Source organism: Vibrio agarilyticus (assembly GCF_012641465.1).
GTDB lineage: Bacteria > Pseudomonadota > Gammaproteobacteria > Enterobacterales > Vibrionaceae > Vibrio > Vibrio agarilyticus.
The window spans coordinates 99,406-123,805 of the sequence record NZ_JABAIK010000002.1 but is presented as its reverse complement, the minus strand read 5'-3'; the positions used below and the strand labels follow the sequence as shown (position 1 = coordinate 123,805).

The window sequence follows — 24,400 nt, the reverse complement described above, 5'->3', positions numbered from 1 at the left end:
CTTATTCTTCGCAACAGGTTTGGTTGCGCCCAAGGGCTTTTGCGCGATATAGAGCTTTGTCAGCACGATGAAACGTTCGCTGAGTATTTTCACCTGCATGATGCAGTGTCACGCCAATTGAGACAGTAAGGCTACGCTCACCTAGGATGGGTTGCCAATTAAACTGGTAGATTCGTTTTCGATAATCTTCAGCAAGCTGCTGCGCTTCTTGCAGTGTGACGTTTTCGACAATCACTAAAAACTCTTCACCACCAAAGCGCACGCAAGAGGCATCACGCCGACGAAATTGTTCGATAAGCTCGTGAGATACGTTCACGATGGCTTTATCGCCTACTAAGTGACTCAGTTCATCATTAATCGATTTAAAGTGGTCAATATCAATCACTAAAAGCGCAAAAGGGGTATTAGAAAGTAATAACTCTTTAAGTTTTGCATCCAGCCAGCGACGGTTTTTCAATGAGGTCAAAGGATCAGTGAGCACATCTTGTTGAAGTTGAGCCACAGTGCTTTTGTGCTGTTTGGTGGTTTCTTTGAGTTCCTTATTTTCAATTTCAGACATGATGAGTTTTAACTGCAATTCAAAGCGCGTTAATCGACGTAACTGCGCCGCGCCTAATTCGGTTATCGGCACTTGTTTCATCAGTTCGCTTTCGATGGCGTACGCTTTTTTCTCAAACTCAAGTGCGGTCTTAAAGTGCGCTTGTGATGCTAGAACATGACTGAGCGCATCATAAAATTGTTTTGACAGCACCGGAGAGCCGTGCGACTCAACTTTTTTCAATTTACTCATGAGTAGCAATACAGCTAATGGCTGTTTGCCAATCGCAGACAAGGTGTAAGCGACTTCAATGCGATTCATGAGTGCAAGCCATGAGGCGTGGTTTGTACTGGCACTGTATTGGGCTTTTGCTAACGCCTTGAGCGCGGCGTCATGCTCATCTCTTAAACGGTGTAACTTTGCTTGATAAAGCAGGATTTGGCCGGTGAGGCTTTTATCACTGACAAGAATGCTTAACTCTTCACATTCAGTAAGCAGATCTTGTGCTGGGTTCAGCCGTTGTAATTTGATGAAGCAGGCGAGCATATAGAGCTTATAACGCAGACGCAGTGTACGGCTAGTGATGGCAAGATCAATGCTATCAATTTTTTGGTAATAACGAAGTGCACGCGCATGGTCACCATAGGTATCACATAAGTTACCTAGCCCAATGACCGCGGTGACGTATTGGTCGATATAACTATGTTCAACGGCGATGGTGGTGGCAGAGACATATTCGTTAAGCGCGCTGTGGTAGTCACCGAGCTCACCAAGACGCTCACATAGGCTGTTTTTAACCGCAAGGATTTCTGCGGCATGTTGTGGTAACTCGAGAATATCCAATGCCTGTTTTAGCTCATCAATACTGAGTTGAACTTGGTTCAGCTCAAAACGATATTCAGCACTAATGATAAGGCAATAGGCACGCTGCATTGGCGTGGAAGCAAGATGCTCACCCACATGACGCCAAAGCGTTATTGCATCTTCACCACTGACGCGAGTGTGGTCAAGCCCGGCTGCGTGCAGTTTATTAAGCAAATTTTCCATGAGTGACTACCTGACTCTTATACTGGGATTGCCTATCCGAAGTGGGGCTAAAAGCGCATGGGCTTTGAGGTGTTATCTGCTCAAGTTGCTCTATCGTGAATGGAAAGGTCAAAATGTCGTGTAACGCGATAACGGGTGATTGTGGCGTGGCCCCACGTCTGTGCCAAGGATGAATGTGTAGCATCGTTTTTAGAATATCGTGCAATTGCTCGGCACTGTCTTGCTCTTCTTTTATCAGCATCGCAACGGTACGATGGCTAAGACGAGAGATAAGATCCGTCGGTGACGAAACGCTGTGCGCAAGCTCTAGACAGACATCCAGCTTTTCTGAGCTGCGGCTTTGCATGGTAATGACTGCATGGGGCGCATTTTGCATTTGGCTCTTGGCTAGCACAAGTTGCTCCCACCAATAGTTTTCTGAAACGACATTGGAAAACTGTTTTTCTGGATTGTATTCGTATTGAGAGCGAATGCGGTTGATTAACTTGCGCGCGCGTTGCTCGAGTTGACGTTTAGAGTTTCGTGCTTTGTCGAGTCCGGCTGCGTTCGTTTGGTCGCGTAAAATATTGCGTGAATAGAGGCGGTATTTACTAAAAGCGTGATAAGCCGTTGAGTAGTCGTCTAAGGTTTCGGCCACGACACTTTGTTGGTAGCAGATTTGACTCAATAATTCGCCATGGTCAAACGCTTGTGCAGCGCGTTCTGCGTTTTCCAGTAGCAGCATGGCGGTTTGAGCTTCGCCTTGTAGAAAGTAGAGTCTGGCGCGACTGATGTAAGAGTGTGTGCGCATCCAAGCTAAATCATGAGTAATAGCCAATTGATGGGCTTTTTTTGTTGCTTCTTCTGCCGCATCCAGTCGCTCGAGCCCTAAAAGGGCAAGGCCACGAAAGTCCCAAATTTCAGCTTCCCAGGTCGGATCTGGATGTTCGCGCAGCAAATCACTCACACCATCTAGCACGGTTAACATCTCAGCGTAATTACCCAATAAATAGTAATCCCACGCTAACAAAATCCGCGCCTTACCTTCTAACCATTCAATTCGAAGCGTGTTTGCGACACTGACGGCGAGTTCATGCGTTGAGGCGGCAAGCGCATACTCTTGGGTCATACGCCAAACATTGCCCAATCCGAGCAATGATTCAATTTGAATTTCAGTTTCTTCAACGAGTGCAGCTTGCTCTAACGCATTGATCCAAAATTGCTGCGCAGAAAAGTATTTACCCTGACCCCAATAATGCAGCGCATGAATGTGCAAAATTTCAGGCAAAAAATCGTCGCAGTCTAACTTGCTTTGTAACTGCTGTGCTTCTTTGATGATTTTGAGGCCGCGGCGGTAATCCATTAAACACCAGCAGGCATGTGACATGAGAAGTTTGGCGTGCAGTTCGCCGAGAGGAAAGAAAAGGCGCTCTGCTCGCGATACGCATTGTTCTGCGATTTTGAGGACGCTCTTTGCCTCTAATGGCAACCGTCTTTTTAGCTGTTGGAGCTCTGCTGCAAGCTGCTGTTGATTTTGATTAAAATTCGACATCCTTGATGAACAATACCTATCACAGTGTGGGTATAAAATGACTCGTCGATGTCGCCAAACACTCAAACACCGAAAGCCTATATTACCCTGAGCTTAATTAAAAAAGCATCAACGAGTGATTAAACTAAGAGCGCCATTACGTTTGTGACGTTAATTATGAGCACTGTTTCACAAAATGTTACTTTGTCTTAACGTGCCATCTCTCTGATAGTCATATGTTTTTTATCTTTCTTGCTCATTTTTCGTAAAAAAAGCAACATGGCAAACTGCAAGTTTGCCTAGCAATAGCGCAAGTTCGTGTTATTTATTGGGCTGTTCTCATAGCGGGTTGCATCACATTCGTGGAAAACAAACTATGCCATGCCGACTGAGTTTGAGTGTTTGGTATATAGTCAAATAAGCCACTGAAAAGAGGAGTTGGTATGTCAAAGGATAAGATTCAGGTTGGGATCAGTGCTTGTGTTCTTGGAGAGCAAGTGCGGTTTGACTCTGGACACAAAATGAGCCGTTTTGTGTGTGATGAACTGAGTGACCATTTTCGCTTTCGTGCCATTTGTCCCGAAGTCGGCATGGGAATGCCAGTGCCTCGGCCAACCATACGACTGATGTCTGACGGTGAGTCTGTTCGTTTGGTCGAAACCAAAAAGCCGGACAATGATCATACCGACGCGATGATGACCTATTCCCATAAAGTGGTGGACGGTTTAGTGGACCAACCCTTATGTGGTTACATTGTTTGCGCTAAGTCCCCAACCTGTGGAATGGAAAAGGTCAAAGTGTATAAGCAAAACAACGCAGATAAAGAGGGCGTTGGCATTTACACGCGTATTTTGATGGACCGCATGCCTTGGCTACCTGTTGAAGAAGATGGCCGCTTAAATGATCCGGTGCTGCGTGAAAATTTTATTGCGCGCATCTATTGTTTGCATGACTTTTATCAATCGATGCAAGGCGATGCAACTCGAGATAAGCTGGTGCGCTTTCACTCACGATACAAATTAACCCTCATGGCACATGCGCCTGATGCGTATCGTGAATTGGGGCGTTTAGTGGCTAATATTGCCGATTATGACATTCAAGAGTTTGCTGACCGTTACCGTACCGCTCTGTTGATTGCTCTGACACGGCGCGCCAGTCGCAAAAATAACACCAATGTTCTAATGCATATTCAAGGTTATTTCAAACGTTCACTCAATGCGATGCAAAAACAAGAGTTGGCAAATTTAATCCTTCAGTATCGCCAAGGTATTTTGCCACTTATCGCACCGTTAACTTTGATTCAGCACTATCTTAGTACTTACCCTGACCCTTATCTTGCGGATCAGCGTTACCTAGCGCCGTACCCTGCCGAATTGAAACTGCGCTATGCACTGTAGTAGGCATACTTGATGATGAATTTAGTTTGGTTTCGGAGAGACTTGCGCATCACCGATAACTCTGCGTTGAACGCGGCAATGCGTACAGGAGCGCCCACAGTCGCCCTATTTATTGCCACACCTAAACAGTGGCAACAGCACGATCTGGCGCCAATTCAGTCGGATTTCATCGTGCGACGTTTAGTTGAACTCAATAAAGACTTGGCCGATCTTAATGTTCCGCTATTGTACCTTCAGTGTGATGATTACGTGAAAGCAGCCGAAGCGGTTGCTGAGTTGGCGCAGCATATCGGTGCGTCGGCGCTTTATGCCAATCAAGATTATGAAGTGAATGAAAAGCGTCGTGATAGAGAGGTAGAAACTCGTTTAGATCGCCTTGGTATTGAAAGTCACTGGCTTGATGATAAATGTATTTTGCCTCCCGGCTCGGTGCGCAATCAGCAAGGTGAATATTTTAAGGTGTTCACTCCGTTTAAGCGCAGCTGGCTTAAACAAATGATGCCACCCGTGATAATAGCTCCCGAACCTCAATCGTTGGTGCCATCAAAGGCGTCTTGGCCCTATTTTGACCCACAACATTTTGTGTGGGATCACCCGCGCCAGTGCAGCAAGGATTGGTTTGCCGATGATCGCCAGATCAACGCTCAGTTACAGCGATTTTGTCAGCATCGCGTTGAGAATTATGATAGTGAACGTGATTTCCCCGCACGGGATGGTACTAGCGGCTTGTCGGCGTATTTAGCGATTGGCGCGCTATCGTCACGGCAGTGTCTCGCGGCGTTATTTGAGTATCGCCAAAAGAACTGGAATGAGGGGACGCAAGTTTGGCTCAGTGAAATTGTTTGGCGCGAGTTTTATCAGCACCTGATGTACTTTGAGCCGAAATTAGCTAAGGGCGAGGGGTTTGTTCCTTGGGAGTCGAACATTGAATGGTATTACGATGATGCTTCATTACGCCTTTGGCAGCAGGGGGCTACTGGGTATCCCATTGTTGATGCCGCCATGCGCCAGCTAAACCAGACAGGATGGATGCATAATCGACTTCGCATGATCGTTGCGAGTTTTCTTACTAAAGATTTGCACCTTGATTGGCGATGTGGTGAGCGCTATTTCATGTCACGATTAATCGACGGTGATTTTGCTTCAAACAACGGCGGCTGGCAGTGGTGCGCGTCAACTGGGTGTGATGGTCAACCGTATTTTCGAATTTTCAATCCCATTAGCCAAGGGGAACGCTTTGATCCTGATGGCGCATTTGTGCGCCACTGGGTTCCGGAATTGACCAAAGTGCCAAATCGTTACATTCACAAACCTTGGTTATGGGCCGATTTTGAACAACTCGACTATCCTTCTCCTATGGTTGAGCATAAACGGGAGCGAGAAATTACATTGGCCGCGTTTAAACTTGCGAAAGGTTAAATTAGCAAAAAGTTTAAGCTATACCCAAACAACGTTAGAGCCCGTTGGGCGACCAGCAAACTCAGCCGCACCTAGCGAACATAGGCAGACGGTGTGATGAGGTTTGTGGGTGCCAGTCAACAACGCAGCAGTTTCAAGTAGCAAGGGTATAGAATTAAATATCACCGAGAGTCAGGTATTAAGTAGGTGACTATGCAATTACGTCAATTAACCCAAGGAGAACGTAACGCAAGGATGACGAAAACAGGCCGCATCAAAGTGACACAGCGATGCCGGCCCCTCTTTAAACTTTGCCGAGCTGCGGCTTTATTGCTCGCCCTGCTAGGCGGTACCGTTCCGGCTTGGTCCCAGCCTTATACATTACACGCCGATGGCGCAAGGCTGTTGGGCCGCACAACCTATCACATCGTCGAGCGAGGCGAAACGCTGCCGAATATTGCCAAAGACTACGATGTGGGATACCTCGCGTTGGTTGCAGCCAATCCTGGTATTGATCCCTTTGCTCCTAGTCGCGGGTATGCACTCACGATTCCCACTCAGCTCATTCTGCCTAATGTTCAACGTTCCGGTATTGTGATTAATTTGGCTGAATTGCGTTTGTATTATTTCGACCCTGATGAGCCTATCGTCCATATTTTTCCCGTCGGCATTGGTCGTGTTGGTAGAGAGACGCCCAAGATGGTGACACGGATCAGTCAAAAACGTGCAAACCCAACGTGGGTTCCTCCCAAATCCGTGCGTAAAGATTATCTTGAAAGAGGGATTACGCTGCCCAGTGTTGTTCCGCCCGGACCGGATAACCCACTCGGTCTCTTTGCATTGAGGTTGGCCTATGGCAGTGGCCAATATCTTATCCATGGCACGAATAAAGAGTATGGTATTGGTGCAAGAGTCAGTGCCGGTTGTATTCGTATGGCGCCTGCCGATATCGAGTGGTTATATCATCAGGTTGATACAAAAACGCAGGTACGCATTATCAATCAGCCGATAAAAATGGCGCGTGAACCGGATCAGCGTATTTATCTCGAAGTTCATGAACCGTTGACCAAAGCAGATGGCAAAAAGCAGACGTTGAAAATGCCGCGCCAGTTAAGAACGATGCTCAATCAATCTAATCGTGATGAAGCCATGGCGGAGGCGGTCATTGCATCGCAAAATGGTGTGCCAGTGAAAATTGATGGGCGTTAAAGAGGGTATTGGACAAAAAATTTGGCACGATTAAGTGCCAAATTTTATTATTCAGTATTAATAGGTTTATACCCGCCCCATTTGAAAGTTCAGTAGTAATGCCTAGCACTCACAACCCTCATTACATAGTCTATCTATGCTCAGAGGTTTTGTTCGCTAGTCGTCTACCCGCATCAGCGTCTTCAAATTGTTTGGGTATTGGGACAAAGCGCTTAATCATCAACAGCCAACGATAAAAGTGGAGAACACTATGATAAAAGAGCTTAGTTAAACCCATTCAAGTTAAATGAAATAAATTACTTATTCCAAGAACCAGACATACCATCAAGACGTTGATTCGCACGTTCTGCCTCTTCTTGCGCAGAGAGAGCGGCGGCCGCTGCCACATCTGACGTCATTTCTGACTGCGCAGTCATATTTTTCAGTTGGGCAACTTGTTTGGAAAGTGAATTTACCTCGTTTTGCAACTCTCCCACTGTGGTGTCATAGCCGTTGGAACAGCCTGCTAGAGCGAAAAGAGAAGTTGCTGCTGCAGCAATAAGAACTTTTTTCATTGGTTACTCCTTGTTGTGATAGTAACAGTCAAAAATCGATTTGAACTCTTTTTGACCTTCTCAGTGTAGTGAGGTTATGTAATATGGCCCAATTGAAATGGCCGCTTATTTCATGCTGTCCCTATTTTTAGCAACGGCGTCCACAGGGTGAGATTTTTCTTAACCTAGAGACACACAAAGGATTGCGCTAATTGCTTGGCTGCCATCAGTTGGCTATATCTTTGTACTGAGGTTTCGCGGTATCATTGTCGGTTTGAAATCCGCCTTAAATAGATACCCCAGTTACTTCAATCCAGTGAACTGACTTAGCGTTTTGTGCTTGTGGGTATGGTCGCTCTTAGAGCGCGTTTGAGGCGAACGCATACGCTTATCGGAGGCATATTTTTGCAATTTAAAGACTTAGGGCTCGACAATCGCCTGCTTAAAAACCTGAAGCATTACGATTTCCAAAAAACCACGGAAATCCAAGCATTGGCAATTCCAGTGGCCATGGCGGGCAAAGATCTGCTGGCGTCATCCAAAACCGGTTCAGGGAAAACGCTGGCATTTGTGCTGCCTTTATTGCATAAATCTCTAAAAAGTAAGGCTTTTTCTGCCAAAGATCCGCGTGCGGTTATTTTGGCTCCAACGCGAGAGCTGGCGAAGCAGGTTTACGGCGAATTGCGCTCTATGCTGGGCGGTTTAAGCTACGAAGCCGCGCTCATTTTAGGCGGTGAAAATTTTAACGATCAAGTGAAGGCGTTGCGTCGTTTTCCGAAATTTATTGTGGCAACGCCGGGACGATTGGCTGACCATCTCGAGCATCGGTCGCTATTTCTTGATGGCCTTGACACTTTGATCCTGGATGAAGCCGATCGTATGTTGGACCTTGGTTTTGCGCCGGAACTGCGCCGCATTCATAAAGCCGCCAAACATCGCCGACGTCAGACGTTGATGTTTTCAGCCACGCTTGATCACGCCGAAGTGAATGGTATTGCGGCAGAGATGCTGAATAACCCTAAGCGTATCGCAATTGGTCTGGCTAATGAGCAGCACAGCGATATTACTCAGAAATTTTACTTGTGCGATCATCTCGATCATAAAGAAGCGATATTGCAGCGCGTGCTTGAGCAAGCGGATTATCGTCAGGTGATCATTTTTACGGCAACACGTGACGACACAGAGCGTTTAACGGCCAAACTAAATGAACAGAAACTGAAAGCGGTCGCGTTGAGTGGTAATCTGAATCAAGCGCAGCGCAGCACGATCATGAGCCAATTTGAGCGTGCGGTGTTTAAGATCCTTGTGACAACGGATGTTGCATCTCGTGGTCTTGATATTGCTAATGTAACGCACGTGATTAACTTTGATATGCCAAAACATACCGAGGAGTACGTTCATCGTATCGGTCGTACCGGGCGTGCGGGCAATAAAGGCGATGCGATTTCTTTGGTTGGGCCAAAAGATTGGGCCAGCTTTAAGCGAATTGAGACGTTCCTTCAGCAAACCATCGATTTCTCACAGTTTGATGATTTAAAAGGGAAGTTTACTGGTATTAAACCGAAAAAACCGGACTTCCGCAAAAAGGCGGCACCCACCAAAGTGAAAGCAGCGCCGATTAAGAAATCAGCGAAAAAACCGGCAAAACGTGACAAAGGTTTCTACCAAAATGTTGCGGTGGGCGATAACGTGTTTATTCCGAAAAAGAAACCAGCCGCTACGAATGATGATAACCAAGAGTAGCGCACGTACTTATCTTTGATTGCAACGCAGTGCCCAAGTTTTGAGTTATTTATCTTGATGTCACTTAGTTGCTTAAAAACCGTCAGTCGACGGTTTTTTTTTGCCTTGACCACACCACTGCATTCCACAACGCTCTAAAAATCGTTAAGAAACAGCACCTCACAACTCACCGCTATGTAACAGAGGCTTCAATTAAGTGAAACGTAACTGTCACAAATGGATTCTAAAGTAAATCTCGTTCAAGACACACAACGGCGACGTTGCCACTAAAGGATATAGTAATGAAAAAGACAGTAATCGGTGCAATTGCTCTTATTGGTGCAATGACAATCAATCCAGCGCTTGCAAAAGAAACCATTTCAGCAGTTGGCTCAAGCAGTGTTACTCCACTGATGGAAGTATTTTCTGAAACGTATATGAAAAAACAACCTAGCGTTTTTATTGAAGTGCAAGGTCCAGGTTCTTCTGCTGGTGTCAAAGCAGCGAAAAATGGTTCGGCAGATTTGGGAATGTCTTCACGTAACTTAAAGTCATCAGAAAAAGAGCCAACGCTCGTTGAGCAAGTCGTTGCTCAAGATGGCATCGCCATCGTGGTGAACTCTAAAAACAAACTAAAAGGTCTTACTGCTGAGCAAGTCACTAAGATTTACAAAGGTGAAATCACTAACTGGAAAGACGTTGGTGGTGAGAACAAGCCGATTGTTGCTATCACTCGTGACACTGCGTCAGGCACTCGCGGTGCGTTTGAAGACATTATGAAGTTGAAAAAGAAAATTTCGGGTAAGAAAGTCTCTGCTATCTCACAGCGAGCGCAAGTTGCTAACGGCAATGGTTCGTTAAAAACTATGGTGGCATCTAACCCTTACGCGATTGGTTATATTTCGCTAGGTACAGTGGATGATTCTGTAAATGCACTTGCGATTGACGGAACTGCCGCAACTGTACCAAATGTAAAAAATGGGTCATACAAAGTCGCACGTCCATTCCTTGTTCTCTACAAAGAAGGCAAACCAAGCGCAGAAACGCAAAAGTTTCTTGAGTGGATGCTGACCGATGAAGCTCAAGCGTTAGTTGGCGATAAAGGTTATATCGCGGTTAATTAATTCTTGATTTCTCTTTTGCTCAGCCCACTTTTGGGCTGAGCGCTTTTTGTCCACATCGACTTTAAATCGAACTGTGAGATTCTATTATGACCATCGCATCAAAAAACGTTATAGGCGCTAGTGATATCACCACTATTGACGCTGTACCTTTGCGTCAAAAACGGCGGACAGATTGGAAGGAGCGTTTGTTCCACGGTTTGTTCCTGACCAGTGCAGTTATCGGTATCGTCTCTTTGGCAGTGATTGCCTACTTTATTGTTCGTGAAAGCATTCCTGCTTTTCAAGAAGCAGGCGTGACTGGCATTGTGCTGGGCCAAGATTGGCTGCCTCCTGCCCTTTATGGGGTGGCTACCATGATTGTCGCGTCTGTTGTTTCTACTTTTGGCGCTGTTGTTGTTGGCGTTCCCGTTGGCGTGTTAACCGCGATTTTCATTGCTGAAATTGCCCCGAAACGCGTCGCTGATGTCATTCGCCCTGCGGTTGAATTGCTCGCGGGTATTCCGTCAGTCGTTTACGGTTTTTTTGGCTTAGTCATTATTGTTCCCCTAATCCAAGATCTGTTTAACGTTCCTGCTGGAAATACCATTTTAGCGGGGATCATCGTGCTGGGTGTCATGATTCTTCCCACTGTGATCACCGTGTCTGAAACGTCCATTCGCGCCGTACCTCGTGCGTACAAAGAGGGCTCACTTGCTCTGGGTGCTTCGCATATTTTTACGATATTCAAGCTGTTGGTTCCGGCTGCGCGCTCGGGCATTATGACTGGTGTCATTTTGGGCATTGGTCGAGCACTTGGCGAAACGATGGCAATCATCATGGTGATGGGCAATGCCCCTGCTATGCCGCAAGGCATCTTAGATTCTGCGCGCACGCTGACAGCAAATATCGCCATCGAAATGTCGTATGCCAGTGGGGTTCATGCGAACGCGCTTTACGCTACAGGTGTCGTATTGTTGGCGTTTATCATGCTACTCAATGCCGCGTTGCTCTACCTTAACCGTCAAAAAGCGAAATGATCAGGGAGGCTCATGTTATGAATCGCGTAAAACTGAAACAAGCGCGGCAGCGTAAAGACACGCTTCTGACTGCATTTGTCTGGGCAGCAGCAGCCCTGACAGTTGGCTTTCTCTTTTGGATTATTTGGTACATTTTGTCCAATGGGTTACAGCACGTAAATTGGGATTTCGTCACCGATAATTACACTCGTACCGGCGATGAGCAGGGTATTTTCCCGATGATCATTTCGACCATTTATATGGTGATTGCATCGATTGCGGTGGCTGCACCCCTTGGGATTATGACAGCTATCTATCTTACCGAATACGCTAAAGTCGGTAGCCGGTTTGTCAAAGTGATTCGTTTTTGTACCGAATCACTGGCAGGGATCCCCTCAATTATTTTTGGCCTCTTTGGTATGACGTTTTTCGTCGCTATTTTGGGGTTGGGTTTTTCCATTTTATCTGGCGCACTCACCCTAAGCATTTTGATCCTTCCGGTGATCATTCGTACCACGGAAGAGGCACTTATGGCTGTGCCACAAACTTATCGTGAAGGCTCCTATGGTCTTGGCGCATCAAAAATTTATACCATTTGGCGTTTGATCTTGCCCAGTGCGATGCCTGGTATTTTAACCTCGGTCATTTTGAGTATTGGTCGTGTCATAGGTGAATCCGCCCCAGTGTTTTTAACTGCGGGTATGGTAGCGCGTATTCCAGAATCCATTATGGACTCGGGACGTACACTTACCGTTCATCTGTATAAGCTAACAACCGAGCTGTTTACGGTTGATGAATGGAACCAGGCCTATGGAACGGCAACGGTTCTAATTGTGGTGGTGCTGCTGATCAATATGCTTACCAAATTGCTCGCACGCCGTTTTAACACCGCAACTTATTAATGCACGTCAATACGTTAGGGATCACGACCATGAATAAATTTAACATCGAAAACTTAGATCTTTTTTACGGCGAAAACCAAGCGCTGAAATCGATTAATTTACCGATTCCAGAGCGCCAGGTGACGGCATTAATTGGTCCGTCGGGTTGCGGGAAATCGACATTATTGCGTTGCCTCAATCGCATGAATGACCTCATTGAAGGGGTGAAGATTACTGGCTCTTTAGCGATGGATGGGCAAAATATTTACGGCAATATTGATGTTGCTGATTTGCGCATTAAAGTCGGTATGGTGTTTCAAAAACCCAACCCGTTTCCCATGAGTATTTATGAAAACGTCGCGTATGGGCTGCGCGCGCAGGGCATCAAAGACAAACAGCATATTGATACCGTTGTTGAGCGCTCACTTCGCGGCGCGGCTTTGTGGGATGAGGTTAAAGATCGTTTGAAGTCTCACGCATTTGGCTTATCGGGTGGTCAGCAGCAGCGCTTATGCATTGCGCGAACTATTGCGATGGAGCCTGATGTCATCTTGATGGATGAACCGACGTCAGCGCTCGATCCGATTGCGACCCATAAAATCGAAGAGCTGATGGAAGAATTAAAGAAAAAGTTCACTATTGTCATTGTGACGCACTCAATGCAGCAAGCGCGCCGAATCTCTGATCGAACGGCATTTTTCCTGATGGGAGAGCTGGTTGAGCACGATGCAACAGCGCAAATTTTCAGTCAGCCACGCGATGATCGAACCAAAGGGTATGTTAATGGTGACTTTGGGTAAGTTCGTTAAAGTTATTTAAGCATAACTACTTTGAGTTTTTATTTTATTGCCACTGCCACTGCCGCTTTCGGTGGCAAGGTCAAATAACCGCTCGGTTGCTAGGATTACAACAATAACGCGATGGTAAGTTCTTGCCCCTCTTGATGAGGGGCTTTTTTATATCTTACAGTGGTGCGAGTGTATTCGATTCTGAATTCTTGTCACTAGGTTTGGCATGTGCGATAGCCTGCTTAAGTTTATCTGCCGACCACTGATTGGGTGTTTTGGCAAATTTGGCCCGTTGCATGGCTTGCAATTCATTCCGCACATTGCGCTCGCTTTGTGTGTCGAGAGTTTGGCTATTCAGCCATCGCTCAACGGCCTGAATAATGAGCACGGTGTCGCCGGAGTTGAGAATTTGTTCAAGACTTGGCTCGGTTTTGGCTGCCGTGTGTTGGGGCGTCACAGTATTGGTGCGGCGTCGCGCGCGTAACCACGCTACCAAGGTGATGAGCCAAAGGGTGGCAAATATTATCGTGCTGACGATCCATTTGATTGGCGGCTCTGTTGTTGTCGTTGGTGCTTCTGTCGAAGCGGGTTCTTGACGCAAAGTGGGTAATAGTGAGTCTTTCGCCGCAATAATATTGACGGTTTTACTGGGAATGGATGTGGCAATATTGCGATCTTCGCGACTGTTCCACCAATTCACCGTGATCGCAGGGAGCGTGAGTTGGCCTAACTCGGTTGGGATCAGGGTGTGTTTGTAGGTAATCTGACTTTGTCCATCAGCAAGGATTGTGATTTGCGGTTTTTCGCGATAGACCCGAACCGAAGATGGATAATTTACCTGTGGCTCTGGGATTAATTTTGCATCAATGCCCGTGGTAGTCAGCGTGATTTCGCGTGTGATCGCAGCGCCCTGAGCCAGCTCTGGAACACTGTTTTGATTTGTGGCTATATCACTCTGGCTATTGTCTCCCAGCCATTGCTGAGCCAAGGTCAGTCCGGTGGCGGGCAACCAAGGTTTGACGGCCTCTTTCGGTATGGGTTTGATGGTTAATGTCAGCGGGGCGACGTCAAGTTCTATCGGTAAAATGCGGTTACCACCTTGCCGTGGATCGCCGTATTGAAATACGGCGCTAAAGCTAGGCGGCGTAATAACATATTGGCCTGGCTCGTCACTGTGAATGATAAAGTTTTGTTCGACAATCGTGGCTTGCAAGCCATCTATGATGGCGCTGTATTGCTCAGCATTTCCGGCAGGCTCTAACGTGGCACCATTAACCGAAGGGGGCACTAACCGCACATTGTCAAGGCGACGAGTATCAGCCGTAATGATAATTTTACTGGTGAGCTGCGCATTTTGCTGCGGATAGAGAATGTCGCGATCCAGACTTGCGTGTAATTTAACCAAATCTTCTGCTTTAGGTTCTGATGGATTTGCTTCGACAAAAATGGTGATCGGTTGAGTGCTAACGCCGTCAATGGTAAAGGACGGAATGGTTAGCTGACCTAATTGATTAGCCGCAAGAGAGAGGCGCCATTGGGTCTGTTTGCGTCGCTTGCCATTAATAATGTGCTCGCTTTGGTAGAGCGATGGCTGACCCAAATAAAAGTGATCTTTTAATCTCGAGAAATCAATGCTGTTTTGCTTAACCGCTTGATCTGTCGTGATCACCAACTCAAACACTTCATTTTTGCTGACTCGAGTCTTACTGACAGCCGCGGTAAACTCTGCCGCCGTTACCGTAGAAATCGGCAACAAAACGCTCAAAATAGACACCAGCAACGTGGTGATAAAACGAACAATCATCAATTACCACTCCTTGCCTGTGGTGGTTGGGGTATCACGTTGTTGTGACTGTAATAACATCTGTGCTTTTAGAAGATAAGCAGGATCGCGCGCCGCCTCGATGGCGTCTAACTGACGTAAATCGGGATCATTGGATGCCTCATTTTCCAGTAAGTTGCCTTGGGTTGGCGGTTTAGCGTCTGCCGAATTTGGCTCGTCGAATGGGCGTGCGATATCATCCGCTGCTTCTTGCGTTTGAGCGTCATTGCCTGACTTTTTTTCTCCCAAATTGGCTTTTTCAGCTGAGCGCTCTTCGGTTTGACTGTGCGACGGCGTAGGATTTTGGTCCTTGTCACCAGAGTCGCTAGGCTGCGCCTGCGGATTTGATTTAGCTTGGTCGCTGTCTGTCTCACTTTTTGCTTGACCTTGAGAAGGGGCAGGATCAGGCTGTTGCTGTTGCTGTTGCTGTTGCTGTTGCTGTTGCTGTTGCTGTTGCTGTTGCTGTTGCTGTTGCTGTTGCTGTTGCTGTTGCTGTTGCTGTTGCTGATACTGTTTTATTGCCTCAATGCCTTTTTGTGCACTGATGAAATCAGGAGATGCTTGCAATACCGCCTCGTAGTTCGCAAGCGCTTGGTCAAAATCGCCATTTTGTGCCAAGGCATTGGCGTAGTTATATTGCTCTTCCGTGGTTTGGTAGTCAGAAAGTGCCTCGGCAGCTTCTTGGTATTTGCCGGCTTGGTAGAGCGCCGCGCCGCGCCATTGATTTGATTCAAATGTTTGCGCTGCATTTTCATACTCTTTGGCATCGAAGAGCTGCTTGCCAATTTGGTCGCGATTGAGATAAGGGTTGGCTTCGCTTATCGGTGGTAATAATGCGACTAAAAGCGCGACTGACCAAAGTACGCCACGACGAAACAGACCCAGTGCCGGTATCACAATCAGTGGCAGTAACCAAAAACCGTTATTAACCCGATGTTGCAAAGCGTTATTCTCTTTTGTCAGTGAACGGGTTTGTGCCGTTGGCGTGGTAAATTTCGCCAAGGCCTCAATGTCATCATTGCGGTATTGCAATGGCATAAACAGGCCACCCGTCTGCTTAGTAAGGCGTTGTAAATTGGAAAAATGGGGCTGAGCAATTACGGTCGCGCCTTGCGTATCTGTCAGTAATGAGCCGTTTGGCAATTCGATCGGGCCGCCTTGCGCACTCCCCATTGCTAACACGCTAATTCGAAATGGACTCCCTTCTAACGCATTGAGCGCTTGTTGTAATTCGAGATCGTCAAGATCGTCACTGATCACCACAATATCGCCCCTGCGATTGCCGTTTTGTTCCAGCTGTTGGCGCGCCAGTGTTATAGCGGCAGCCATATTTGCGCCAGAAATCGGCATGATGTCGGGAGAGAGGTTATCAACCAATGTCTGCAAATTTTTGGCGTCAGTGGTGAGTGGGCTTAAGGCATAAGCATCACCTGCATAAGCAATCAGTCCGGTTGCCCCTTCTTGCCATAATGCGAGCAGATCCCGCGCCTTGTATTTTGTTTGCTCCAAGCGGCTGGGTGCAATGTCTTTAGCGTACATCGAGCGTGACATATCGAGCACGAGAACTCGACCTGTTTCAGTTTGAAATAGTGGCTGAGGCTGGCTTTGCCAACTGGGGCCTGCCAGCGCAACAATTGCCAGCGTTGTAGTGATGAGCGTAATCACGCCGTGTCTGCGTTTAGCGTGCTTAATCCCTAACGCTGCGCGAAGGTGCGGCGCAATGGGGGAGGCGGAGCGCGCTCCCTGAGATAAGCGCCATGCGAATAGAGGCAGAGCCAGTAGCGCGATGAGCCATTGAGGGTAGAGAAAAATAAAATCAGTCATAGACTCGGCCCAAAAGAATAAGCAAAACGCCAATCACCAGGCTCATTGCCAGTGGATAGTAAAACCATTCGCTTTGTGGACGCCAGATCTGAACTTGCTGATTAATCGGCTCCAATTGATTAATGACCTGATAGATATCAGTCAGATCCGTGGCATTTTTAGCTCGAAAATATTGGCCGCCAGTGGCTTTGGCGATGGCGCTTAGTGTGCTTTCATCCAAATCACGCGCTGTGTTGACGGTGCGTGAGAAAAGAAAACCATCCACTTCCATTTCACCTGCGCCAATCCCAATGGTGTAAAGTTTGGCCTGGTATTTTGCCGCGATGCGTGCCGCGTCTTCCGGACTGAGTGTGCCTGCCGTATTGGCCCCATCGCTCAATAGGATCATCACGCGTTGCGGCGCTTCACTGTCGACAAAACTTTTGGTGGCAAGACCAATGCCGTCACCAATCGCCGTATTGGATCCAACAAGTCCAATAACCATTTGTTGCAGTTGTTGTACTACGCTTGAGCGGTCGTAAGTGAGTGGGGTTTGCAAATAGGCATGGTCGGCAAACACCACCAAACCTAGCCTATCGCCATTGCGTTCGCTGGCAAATTGACTCACAACGTGTTTCACGGCGGTCAGTCTGTCGACATAATCGCCATCAAGCATCATGTCACGTTGCTCCATTGAACCTGATAAGTCGACAAGCAGCATCAGGTCGCGGTGCTTGGGCTGAAATTCAATCGGTTCACCATACCAAACGGGTCGCGCCAGAGCCGCAACCAACCCAAGCCAAAGGCATGCGGCCGCAAGTAGGGTCGGTGTGGCGCGATGCTTGCGTTGTGTTGACGACTGAGGCAACCAAGGCAAACGCAGTGCCTCGACGGTATCAATCGCGGGCAACCATCGGCGAATTACCCAAGGCAGCGGTAATAGTAGCCATGCCCACCACCAAACAAACGATAGCCCACTAGCCACGGCGACCTCGCTTAGGTGGCAAGGCTTTGGCCACCCAATCGTAACAGTCTTGGATCAGTGTGCGATTGTCACACTCTTCATTAGATACGGTTTGGTAGAGCGCGGCTTGCCATTGTTCCAGTTTCGGCATGAAGCGGGCTTCACCAATTTGCTCATCAAGAAATTGATACCAAGCGTCTCCATTAAGCGATGCAATGGTTTCTCTGGGGTAGTAGCACAGCGCCGCTTGACGCAGTAATTCGAGTGCCGCCGAAGGCGAGGTCGCGATGTTACCTTGTGCAAAGAGTGATAATGCGGTGCGTTTGGCTTTGCGGCGTGAGCGGTGAATTCTTACCGTTAAGATCAGCGCAATAATCGTGATTACCACAAAGGCTAAGGTCGCCCACCAGCCCCAAGCCAGAGGGAACCAGCTGGGAGCGTGTGGAAGCACTAATGGATCAAGAGCAAGAGTGGGTTCAGTATTCATATTAATTTATTTGATCTAATAGGGCTTGGCCCGAGCTAATAGTGTGGAAATCAATGCCTTGAGAGAGACAATGCTGTTTCAGTTGCGCAGAATGCTGCTCAAATGCCGCCATGAGCAAGGATTTGTTGTTTTTTGAGCCAAAATCGAACCAGTGAGTCTCGTGACCATCTGTGACTCGCGCGCGTCCGCGAAAGCGAGTTTGACCTTGTTCAAGTGGGTCGAAAAGCTGAACGAAGCGCAGTGTATTATGGTGGCGAAGTGGTGAGAACGCCTCCAACATGGTGGCATCAAAGCAGGCGAAATCGCTCAGTACAATGATTTCAGTCCCTTTTGGGCACAATCGCTGTAATTTTTCAGTCAACGGCAGAGAATTTGAACTCGAGAGTGGCGCGCTTTGGGCGGCGTTAACCTCTCGGTTGAGTGCAGGCTTTGGCGCTTGATTAAGCTGACGATTGTGCAGCTCAACTAATGTCGCAAGCCCGCTGAGCGCTCGTTTGGTTAAGGCGCTAGGCTTAAATTCCCACTGTTGCTGGCCATTATCAATGAGAAAGCCAACGCAATCTTTGTTTGCCAGTGTGAGCCAAGCCAACACCGCAGCGAAATGGGCCATTTGCACCGATTTTAAAACGTAGCATGAGCCAAAAAACAGCGATGGGGTTAAATCAAGATAAATCAGAACGGAGCGCTGTTTGTCTTCGGTAAAAAGTTTGGTATGGGTTTTTCCGGTACGTGCTGTTACGCGCCAGTCAATACTGCGAATATCATCACCGGGCTGGTATTGACGCACTTCGGCAAAATCCATTCCTCGCCCTTGTTGGCGACTGTGGTGCAATCCGGCGAGACGCGACCAAACTGAGCGCGCTGGGGGTAACCAACGCACCGTCTGGCTTTGGTAATACACTAACTCGTTGAGATTTAATGTCGCACCATCGGTATGTGGTGGCAATGATGGCGTCATTTACGCACTTCCTACCAGCTTTAAAAGTTGGTCAATGATTTGATTCCCATTCATGCCTTCTGCTTGAGCATGGTAGCTAAGCAAAATGCGATGACGTAACACCGGATAAGCCATCGCTTGTACATCCTCTGGTGTAACATAGTCACGGCCATTTAGCCAAGCGCGAGCGCGAGCGCAGCGGTCAAGGGCGATTGTGGCACGTGGGCTAACACCCATTGCAATCGCTTGTGCCAGTGCCGTGCTATAACGACTTGGTTCCCGTGTGGCAATCACCAATCGAACAATGTACTGCTCGACGCTTTCTGCCATATGAATGTTTAATACCTCTTGGCGTGCGGCAAAAATGGCCTCTTGAGTCAGGTTGGGATGCGCGATGGCTTCGTCACCTTTTGCTTCGCCGCGATTGATGCGCAAAATTGCCAACTCATCCTCAGCCTGAGGATAATCCACATTAAGGTGTAACAAAAAACGGTCAAGTTGAGCTTCGGGAAGTGGGTACGTGCCTTCTTGTTCAATTGGGTTTTGCGTTGCCATGACCAAAAATAGGCGCGAAAGTGGGTAGGTGGTGCGTCCTGCGGTCACTTGTTTTTCTGCCATGGCTTCAAGCATAGCCGCCTGCACTTTGGCCGGTGCGCGGTTAATTTCATCGGCGAGGATCAGATGATTGAAGATAGGGCCTGGCTGAAATTCAAACGACCCTGTTTCAGCGCGAAAAATATCGGTACCGGTCAGATCCGCAGGGAGTAAATCAGGTGTAAACTGCACGCGATGAAAATTGCCTTCTATGCAATCGGCAAGGCATTTGACAGCTCGTGTTTTAGCAAGACCGGGAGGACCTTCAACCAAAATATGGCCGTCGGCAAGCAGCGCAATCAGCAGTTGTTCGGTTAGGGCTGGCTGGCCAATAATTTGTTGGTGTAGATACTGTTGTAATGCTTGAAACTGAGTAAGCAGCATGGATTGTGTTCCTATGTTTATCTTGATGACTAGACAGCAAAATGCTAGGAAAAGTTTCCGCGGCTTAATTGATTTTGCTCATCTAGCGGCACTGCCATGTGGCTGACGTATTAAGGTGCAAAACTTGGCGCGTTGTCGCGACCTATTCCGTCACGTTGCCTGAGTATCATCTTGATTCAATTTGATAATCGAGTCATCACTGGCGTATTTTACTGACTGTTTTCATTCCAGCAAGCCCGCTTGTATGTTGTTGCGATTTAAGCGTATTTGATGGGGCTTTATCAAGCGCTGGCATAACGTAGTGATGTTGTTTAGAATCGCCACAGTTTCATGAATAGGTATAACAGTGATGAAAGAATTTGAACAAGAATTAGAAGCGATGGCACAAGAGCTGACTCAAGAGCCAGAAGTCGCGCTTCCGTCTCTTGAAGAGCAAAAAGCGATTGCCGCAGAACTTCGTCGCCTTGAAGAGGAAGGGAAGCTGACCCCCGAAATTCTTGAGCACTACTTTGGTAAGTTTAGTGAAAAGGGCACGACGCCGATTCATTAAGCGCTAACGTAACGACGCGTTAACGCTGCGCCATCTCATGCTTGTCTCATACTTTGGTTAGAAAAATCAAACTGTTACCTTAGTCATTCTCAGGCTTTCGCCTTGACTTTGTGTTGCTCGAGATTACTCTTTTAACTGGGGTTTTTAGAAAGGGTTAAGAGATGGCTACTGCAGCAACACGCGTCGTTTTGATAGCAGACGACAGCCTGCAATCGATACTGCTAAAAGATAAACTTGAGCAAGTGCTTGGCGCTGAGTTTGTGTTGTTTACGCCGCAGCAGCTTGTAACAGCGACCACTCTGCCCGCAAGATGTCGTTGGATCTTGTTCGATCATGATCTTGCACAAGCCAGCTTCTATTCCCACTATGTTTCTTTGCTTCATCGAGCGGAACACCCCGTACAAGAAATCTTGTTTAATTGTGCTCACTCTGTTGGAAGTGAGACGCTAGCGCATTGGCAGAATGTGGTGGGTCTGTTTTATTTTGATGACAGTATTGAACATCTTCAGCAAGGAATTGCGCGCATTTTGTCGGGCGAGATGTGGTTTAGCCGTCGCTTGGCGAGCGAATTGATTGAGGGGTTGAGACTCCATCGCAAGCCAGTGTCTTCACATGACATGGTGCCATTAACCAAGCGAGAGCGGCAGATCATTACGTTGTTATCAAACGGTGACTCTAATCAACAAATCGCTCGAACACTTTCGGTAAGCGAAAATACGGTTAAAACCCATCTACATAATATTTTTAGGAAAATTGACGTTCGCAATCGTGTTCAAGCGTTGATTTGGGCCAAAGATCATCTTAGCTTTCACCAAGGGCTCTCTTAATTTCTTTCCGCTCTCGTTCAATGCATTGACCTCGGTTCCACTTGAGCATTATACCCTTTGGGTATAGTGCTTGATAAAACCCGCGCACGAAAAAAATACCTTTCGGATTTTCATTAATCGAGAAATTGAACTTAACTTTACCTAGTACTTCTTTATCAGTGTAACGAAATGATAATGAAGTAAGTATGAGGATTAGACTCAAAAGGAATGAGTTTCTCAGATAGGTTGCGCCATGAAACTAAATAAAATTGTTCTGCTGACTCAGCAAAGCCTGCAGAATGAAAATCTAAAAAATATGTTGGTTGAGCTGACAGGCTTACCGATCGAGCTCAGGGATGTTAAGTGTTCCCTATTGGATGAAGGGCTTGATGATGTGAGTGTTTTATTAATCGATTTTGCCGTAGAGATGAGTGAGGAAAATGCGCACTATATAATGAAAAATAACGCGCTAAAGAGCACTATTTTGTTGAATCTTAATGCAGAATTAGAACCTCAAGAATTAATTAAATGGCCATGTGTTAAAGGTGTCTTTGGTGCAAAAGATACTGTGGAACAGCTCAGCCAAGGGATTAGGGCTGTGGCCGATGGAGCCAATTGGCTCCCAAGGCATACCTTAGATCAATTAATCAATTACTATCAGGAGCATGGTAGTGAGCGGGGGGATAACATCCTCATTGATATCGATTTGACTCGACGCGAAGTGCAGGTGCTCCAATTTCTAAAAAATGGCGGTTCTAATATGGAAATTGCCGACTCGTTGTTTATTAGCGAACACACAATCAAATCACACTTGTATAATATTTTTCGAAAAATAGACGTCAAAAATCGCACCCAAGCGACTGCTTGGGCACGTAAAAATTTAGTTTAATCAATGGGAAGTGGGCTTGGTGTTTATGTCCAAATAACGTAGAGTTGCAGATGGGCAGCAAACGAAACACCTTCATCACAGAGACAGACTATACCCAAGTGACCTCAAGATGCTGGATTCAGAGCCGGCTCACTGAGCCGAGAGCAAGGCAAACAACGCAGCGAAATAGCGAGTCTATTTTCAAGTTGTTTAACGCAGCTATCGGTTCCGTGATCGGCTCCCAAAGGGCGAGCTTTCTTGGCTCATCAGCTTTGTTGACGATTTTCGATTGAGAGCCACTCAATCTTCAAACCCTCGCCTCACTGATGAACCAAGTCATTCTCGCTGAACCATGCATCTTGAGGTTACTTGGGTATATGTGATGAGTTTTGTGAGAGTGGACCCTTTCTTTACAACGAAAAGCACTGCAACTTCAAGCGCGATGGGGATAAACGCCCATTAATGGCTTATTGGTGGATATAACGAAATGCTAGAACATGATGCGATGAAATTAACAAAGCTCATCATAGCGTCACTCATTTCTAGCTCAGCGATCATTGTGTAGTTTCTTAGCTCAGAAAATGCGGCAATATCATCAATGTTCAACGGACGCTCACCTAAGATAAGAGCATTAATATCTATCAATGATTCTAGCTCTTCCATGAGGTACTTTAGCTTTGGAATGTACTCTTCGGTTTTCTGCAATGCCACTTCAATGGGTTGACCTAACACCTCTTTGCGCGATTCAACAAACAGACTAAGAGCAGCTGGCGTAGAAAGCTCCGGGAGGTTAAGTTGTAGCATACGAGGGTACAAAAGTTGCGCAGATATTGGGTAAAGCCGTTTTAGTAGATTGTTTAATGCCTCCGATATTTCGTAGCTGGTGAACATTGGCTCATCTTGTTGATCCAAGTAACGGATAATGTCAAGGCTCTCGACCATCACCGTACCCTTACCAACTTGCTGTTTTTGTTCAAGAACAGGGACGCTTAGACGTTCGAGCTTGCCATTTAGCGATTCTGGACATTGCCCTAAGATCATAGGGCTAATTTCACAATCAATCTTTTTAAGACCAATAATAGTCTTAACGCGGACGCAAAAAGGACAGCTATCAAATACATGTAGTTTCATCATAACTCCCACATTAATTCCCATGCCAAATGGAGTAAGCCATGCGCTCAATATGCGCTGGCAAATGTTCTTCATAACCATTCCAATGGTTGAATTTCAGGAGTTTTACCGATTTTTTTAGTTCATCAACTGATTTGCCATCTTGCAGCCCTTGCCAAACCGCATCGAATAGAGTCTGAGCAAACTCCTCACTCTCTTTGAGCAGCTCTGGTGAATCGACAGGGATATGGCCATTTATGATGGTGTCAAATTCTAGCTCTTTGCGTACACGCTTGATCGTGTTCAGTGTGGCTACATAGTCTTGCTCGATTAAACGTCCAGAGCTCACTAAGTATTGAGGTAAGTGCCAATCTACTGCGACTAATACTTTGTCTTCAGGCATGTGGATTACGCTCATGCAGTTACCATCATTCTTGCCGTAGTAATGCAAGTCGATATTTTTCCCAGCCAATGAAACCGTCATGCTATTTTCATAAGTTTTTGTTGGATATGCTACTTTATCTTCCAAGTCACGAGAAAGAAGGTCGGAACAATTTTCTTGAGCAATAAACTCTACGCCTTGTTGTTTGAAGATATTACCACCACGAGAATGGTCAAAGTGGTCATGGGAGTAAATAACTTTTTTTACGGGCTTGTCTGTCACTTTGCGGATTTCTTTTATCATTTGTGCAGAACGAGCATCTCCTGAAGGGTCAGTAATAATCACGCCTTCGTCTGTAACAACAACTAGACTGTTATAAAAGAACTGGGAATATTGATAGATATCATTTTTTAGTTCTTTTAATACTGGCTTCGATGGATCAAAACCATCGGCTGCGCTAGCGCTAGCAATCATGCCTAGGGTCAGCGCTAAACTAGTTAGTTTTGAACTAATGGACATTATTCTTTCCTTTCATCATTGAAGATGAAATA

22 protein-coding genes are annotated in these 24,400 nt (G+C 46.7%); 11 read left to right on the top strand and 11 right to left on the bottom strand.

All coding sequences use genetic code 11. From position 1 onward, the window contains the following. Nucleotide 1 precedes the first annotated feature (1 nt). Nucleotides 2-1,585, bottom strand: a complete 1,584-nt coding sequence (locus tag HGP28_RS02525) for a GGDEF domain-containing protein (protein ID WP_168834869.1) — start codon at nucleotides 1,583-1,585, stop codon at nucleotides 2-4. Continuing rightward, nucleotides 1,569-3,116, bottom strand: a complete 1,548-nt coding sequence (locus HGP28_RS02520) for a tetratricopeptide repeat protein (protein ID WP_246225515.1) — start codon at nucleotides 3,114-3,116, stop codon at nucleotides 1,569-1,571. Before HGP28_RS02520 ends, HGP28_RS02525 begins: the two co-directional genes overlap by 17 nt. Nucleotides 3,117-3,538: 422 nt before the next feature. Between HGP28_RS02520 and HGP28_RS02515 the strand changes: the two genes are divergently transcribed. From HGP28_RS02515 to HGP28_RS02505, 3 genes are all read left to right on the top strand, one after another. Further along, nucleotides 3,539-4,492, top strand: coding sequence for a YbgA family protein (locus tag HGP28_RS02515; RefSeq protein WP_168834868.1), 954 nt, complete (start codon nucleotides 3,539-3,541; stop codon nucleotides 4,490-4,492). Nucleotides 4,493-4,507: 15 nt separating this feature from the next. Next, nucleotides 4,508-5,911: a deoxyribodipyrimidine photo-lyase gene (phrB, locus tag HGP28_RS02510; protein ID WP_168835087.1), complete on the top strand. Its 1,404-nt coding sequence runs from the start codon at nucleotides 4,508-4,510 to the stop codon at nucleotides 5,909-5,911. Nucleotides 5,912-6,145: 234 nt separating this feature from the next. Then, nucleotides 6,146-7,099 (top strand): L,D-transpeptidase family protein, encoded by a 954-nt coding sequence (locus HGP28_RS02505; RefSeq protein ID WP_168835086.1) that lies wholly within the window; start codon nucleotides 6,146-6,148, stop codon nucleotides 7,097-7,099. 296 nt (nucleotides 7,100-7,395) lie between these two features. Here the strand turns inward: HGP28_RS02505 and HGP28_RS02500 are convergent, their stop codons facing one another. After that, the gene (locus HGP28_RS02500; protein WP_168834867.1) at nucleotides 7,396-7,653 is read right to left on the bottom strand and encodes an Lpp/OprI family alanine-zipper lipoprotein; all 258 of its coding nucleotides are present in this window, start codon (nucleotides 7,651-7,653) and stop codon (nucleotides 7,396-7,398) included. A gap of 384 nt (nucleotides 7,654-8,037) precedes the next feature. Here HGP28_RS02500 and HGP28_RS02495 point away from each other — a divergent pair, with 384 nt between their 5' ends. The 5 genes from HGP28_RS02495 to pstB all read left to right on the top strand — a co-directional run bounded on the left by HGP28_RS02495 (nucleotide 8,038) and on the right by pstB (nucleotide 13,154). After that, nucleotides 8,038-9,375, top strand: a complete 1,338-nt coding sequence (locus HGP28_RS02495; RefSeq protein WP_246225513.1) for a DEAD/DEAH box helicase — start codon at nucleotides 8,038-8,040, stop codon at nucleotides 9,373-9,375. Between the two features lie 281 nt (nucleotides 9,376-9,656). Continuing rightward, nucleotides 9,657-10,478: a phosphate ABC transporter substrate-binding protein gene (locus HGP28_RS02490; RefSeq protein WP_168834865.1), complete on the top strand. Its 822-nt coding sequence runs from the start codon at nucleotides 9,657-9,659 to the stop codon at nucleotides 10,476-10,478. Nucleotides 10,479-10,564: 86 nt separating this feature from the next. Beyond that, nucleotides 10,565-11,494, top strand: a complete 930-nt coding sequence (gene pstC, locus HGP28_RS02485; RefSeq protein WP_168834864.1) for a phosphate ABC transporter permease subunit PstC — start codon at nucleotides 10,565-10,567, stop codon at nucleotides 11,492-11,494. Nucleotides 11,495-11,511: 17 nt separating this feature from the next. After that, a complete protein-coding gene (pstA, locus tag HGP28_RS02480; protein ID WP_168834863.1) occupies nucleotides 11,512-12,375 on the top strand; it encodes a phosphate ABC transporter permease PstA in 864 nt (287 codons plus the stop codon). 29 nt (nucleotides 12,376-12,404) lie between these two features. Continuing rightward, complete coding sequence (gene pstB / locus HGP28_RS02475) at nucleotides 12,405-13,154, top strand: phosphate ABC transporter ATP-binding protein PstB (RefSeq protein WP_168834862.1); 750 nt, start codon at nucleotides 12,405-12,407, stop codon at nucleotides 13,152-13,154. Nucleotides 13,155-13,317: 163 nt separating this feature from the next. Here pstB and HGP28_RS02470 read toward each other — a convergent pair whose 3' ends face one another. The 6 genes from HGP28_RS02470 to HGP28_RS02445 are packed head-to-tail and all read right to left on the bottom strand — an operon-like array spanning nucleotide 13,318 to nucleotide 20,133. Next, the gene (locus HGP28_RS02470; RefSeq protein ID WP_246225536.1) at nucleotides 13,318-14,946 is read right to left on the bottom strand and encodes a BatD family protein; all 1,629 of its coding nucleotides are present in this window, start codon (nucleotides 14,944-14,946) and stop codon (nucleotides 13,318-13,320) included. Between the two features lie 3 nt (nucleotides 14,947-14,949). After that, a complete protein-coding gene (locus HGP28_RS02465; RefSeq protein WP_168834860.1) occupies nucleotides 14,950-16,788 on the bottom strand; it encodes a VWA domain-containing protein in 1,839 nt (612 codons plus the stop codon). Beyond that, on the bottom strand, nucleotides 16,781-17,752 hold the full coding sequence (locus HGP28_RS02460) for a VWA domain-containing protein (protein WP_168834859.1): 972 nt from the start codon (nucleotides 17,750-17,752) through the stop codon (nucleotides 16,781-16,783). The genes HGP28_RS02465 and HGP28_RS02460 overlap by 8 nt, the downstream gene beginning before the upstream one ends. After that, a complete protein-coding gene (locus tag HGP28_RS02455) occupies nucleotides 17,745-18,218 on the bottom strand; it encodes a DUF4381 domain-containing protein (protein ID WP_168834858.1) in 474 nt (157 codons plus the stop codon). Before HGP28_RS02455 ends, HGP28_RS02460 begins: the two co-directional genes overlap by 8 nt. 1 nt (nucleotide 18,219) lies before the next feature. Next, nucleotides 18,220-19,176: a DUF58 domain-containing protein gene (locus tag HGP28_RS02450; RefSeq protein WP_168834857.1), complete on the bottom strand. Its 957-nt coding sequence runs from the start codon at nucleotides 19,174-19,176 to the stop codon at nucleotides 18,220-18,222. Further along, nucleotides 19,177-20,133 carry an AAA family ATPase gene (locus HGP28_RS02445; protein WP_168834856.1) on the bottom strand — a complete coding sequence of 319 codons (957 nt, stop codon included), beginning with the start codon at nucleotides 20,131-20,133 and terminating at the stop codon, nucleotides 19,177-19,179. 349 nt (nucleotides 20,134-20,482) lie between these two features. Here HGP28_RS02445 and HGP28_RS02440 point away from each other — a divergent pair, with 349 nt between their 5' ends. The 3 genes from HGP28_RS02440 (at nucleotide 20,483) to HGP28_RS02430 (ending at nucleotide 22,378) form a co-directional block, all read left to right on the top strand. Then, entirely contained in the window at nucleotides 20,483-20,683 is a 201-nt protein-coding gene (locus HGP28_RS02440; RefSeq protein WP_168834855.1) for a restriction endonuclease subunit S, read from the top strand. Between the two features lie 161 nt (nucleotides 20,684-20,844). Then, nucleotides 20,845-21,510 (top strand): LuxR C-terminal-related transcriptional regulator, encoded by a 666-nt coding sequence (locus HGP28_RS02435; protein ID WP_168834854.1) that lies wholly within the window; start codon nucleotides 20,845-20,847, stop codon nucleotides 21,508-21,510. A 232-nt stretch (nucleotides 21,511-21,742) separates the two neighbouring features. Beyond that, nucleotides 21,743-22,378, top strand: a complete 636-nt coding sequence (locus HGP28_RS02430) for a LuxR C-terminal-related transcriptional regulator (protein ID WP_168834853.1) — start codon at nucleotides 21,743-21,745, stop codon at nucleotides 22,376-22,378. Between the two features lie 438 nt (nucleotides 22,379-22,816). On the opposite strand, the gene grxB is transcribed toward HGP28_RS02430, so the two are convergent. Together grxB and HGP28_RS02420 are read right to left on the bottom strand one after the other, a co-directional pair. Further along, entirely contained in the window at nucleotides 22,817-23,491 is a 675-nt protein-coding gene (gene grxB, locus HGP28_RS02425) for a glutaredoxin 2 (protein ID WP_246225512.1), read from the bottom strand. Between the two features lie 10 nt (nucleotides 23,492-23,501). After that, nucleotides 23,502-24,368 (bottom strand): MBL fold metallo-hydrolase, encoded by an 867-nt coding sequence (locus tag HGP28_RS02420; RefSeq protein ID WP_168834852.1) that lies wholly within the window; start codon nucleotides 24,366-24,368, stop codon nucleotides 23,502-23,504. Nucleotides 24,369-24,400 lie beyond the last annotated feature (32 nt).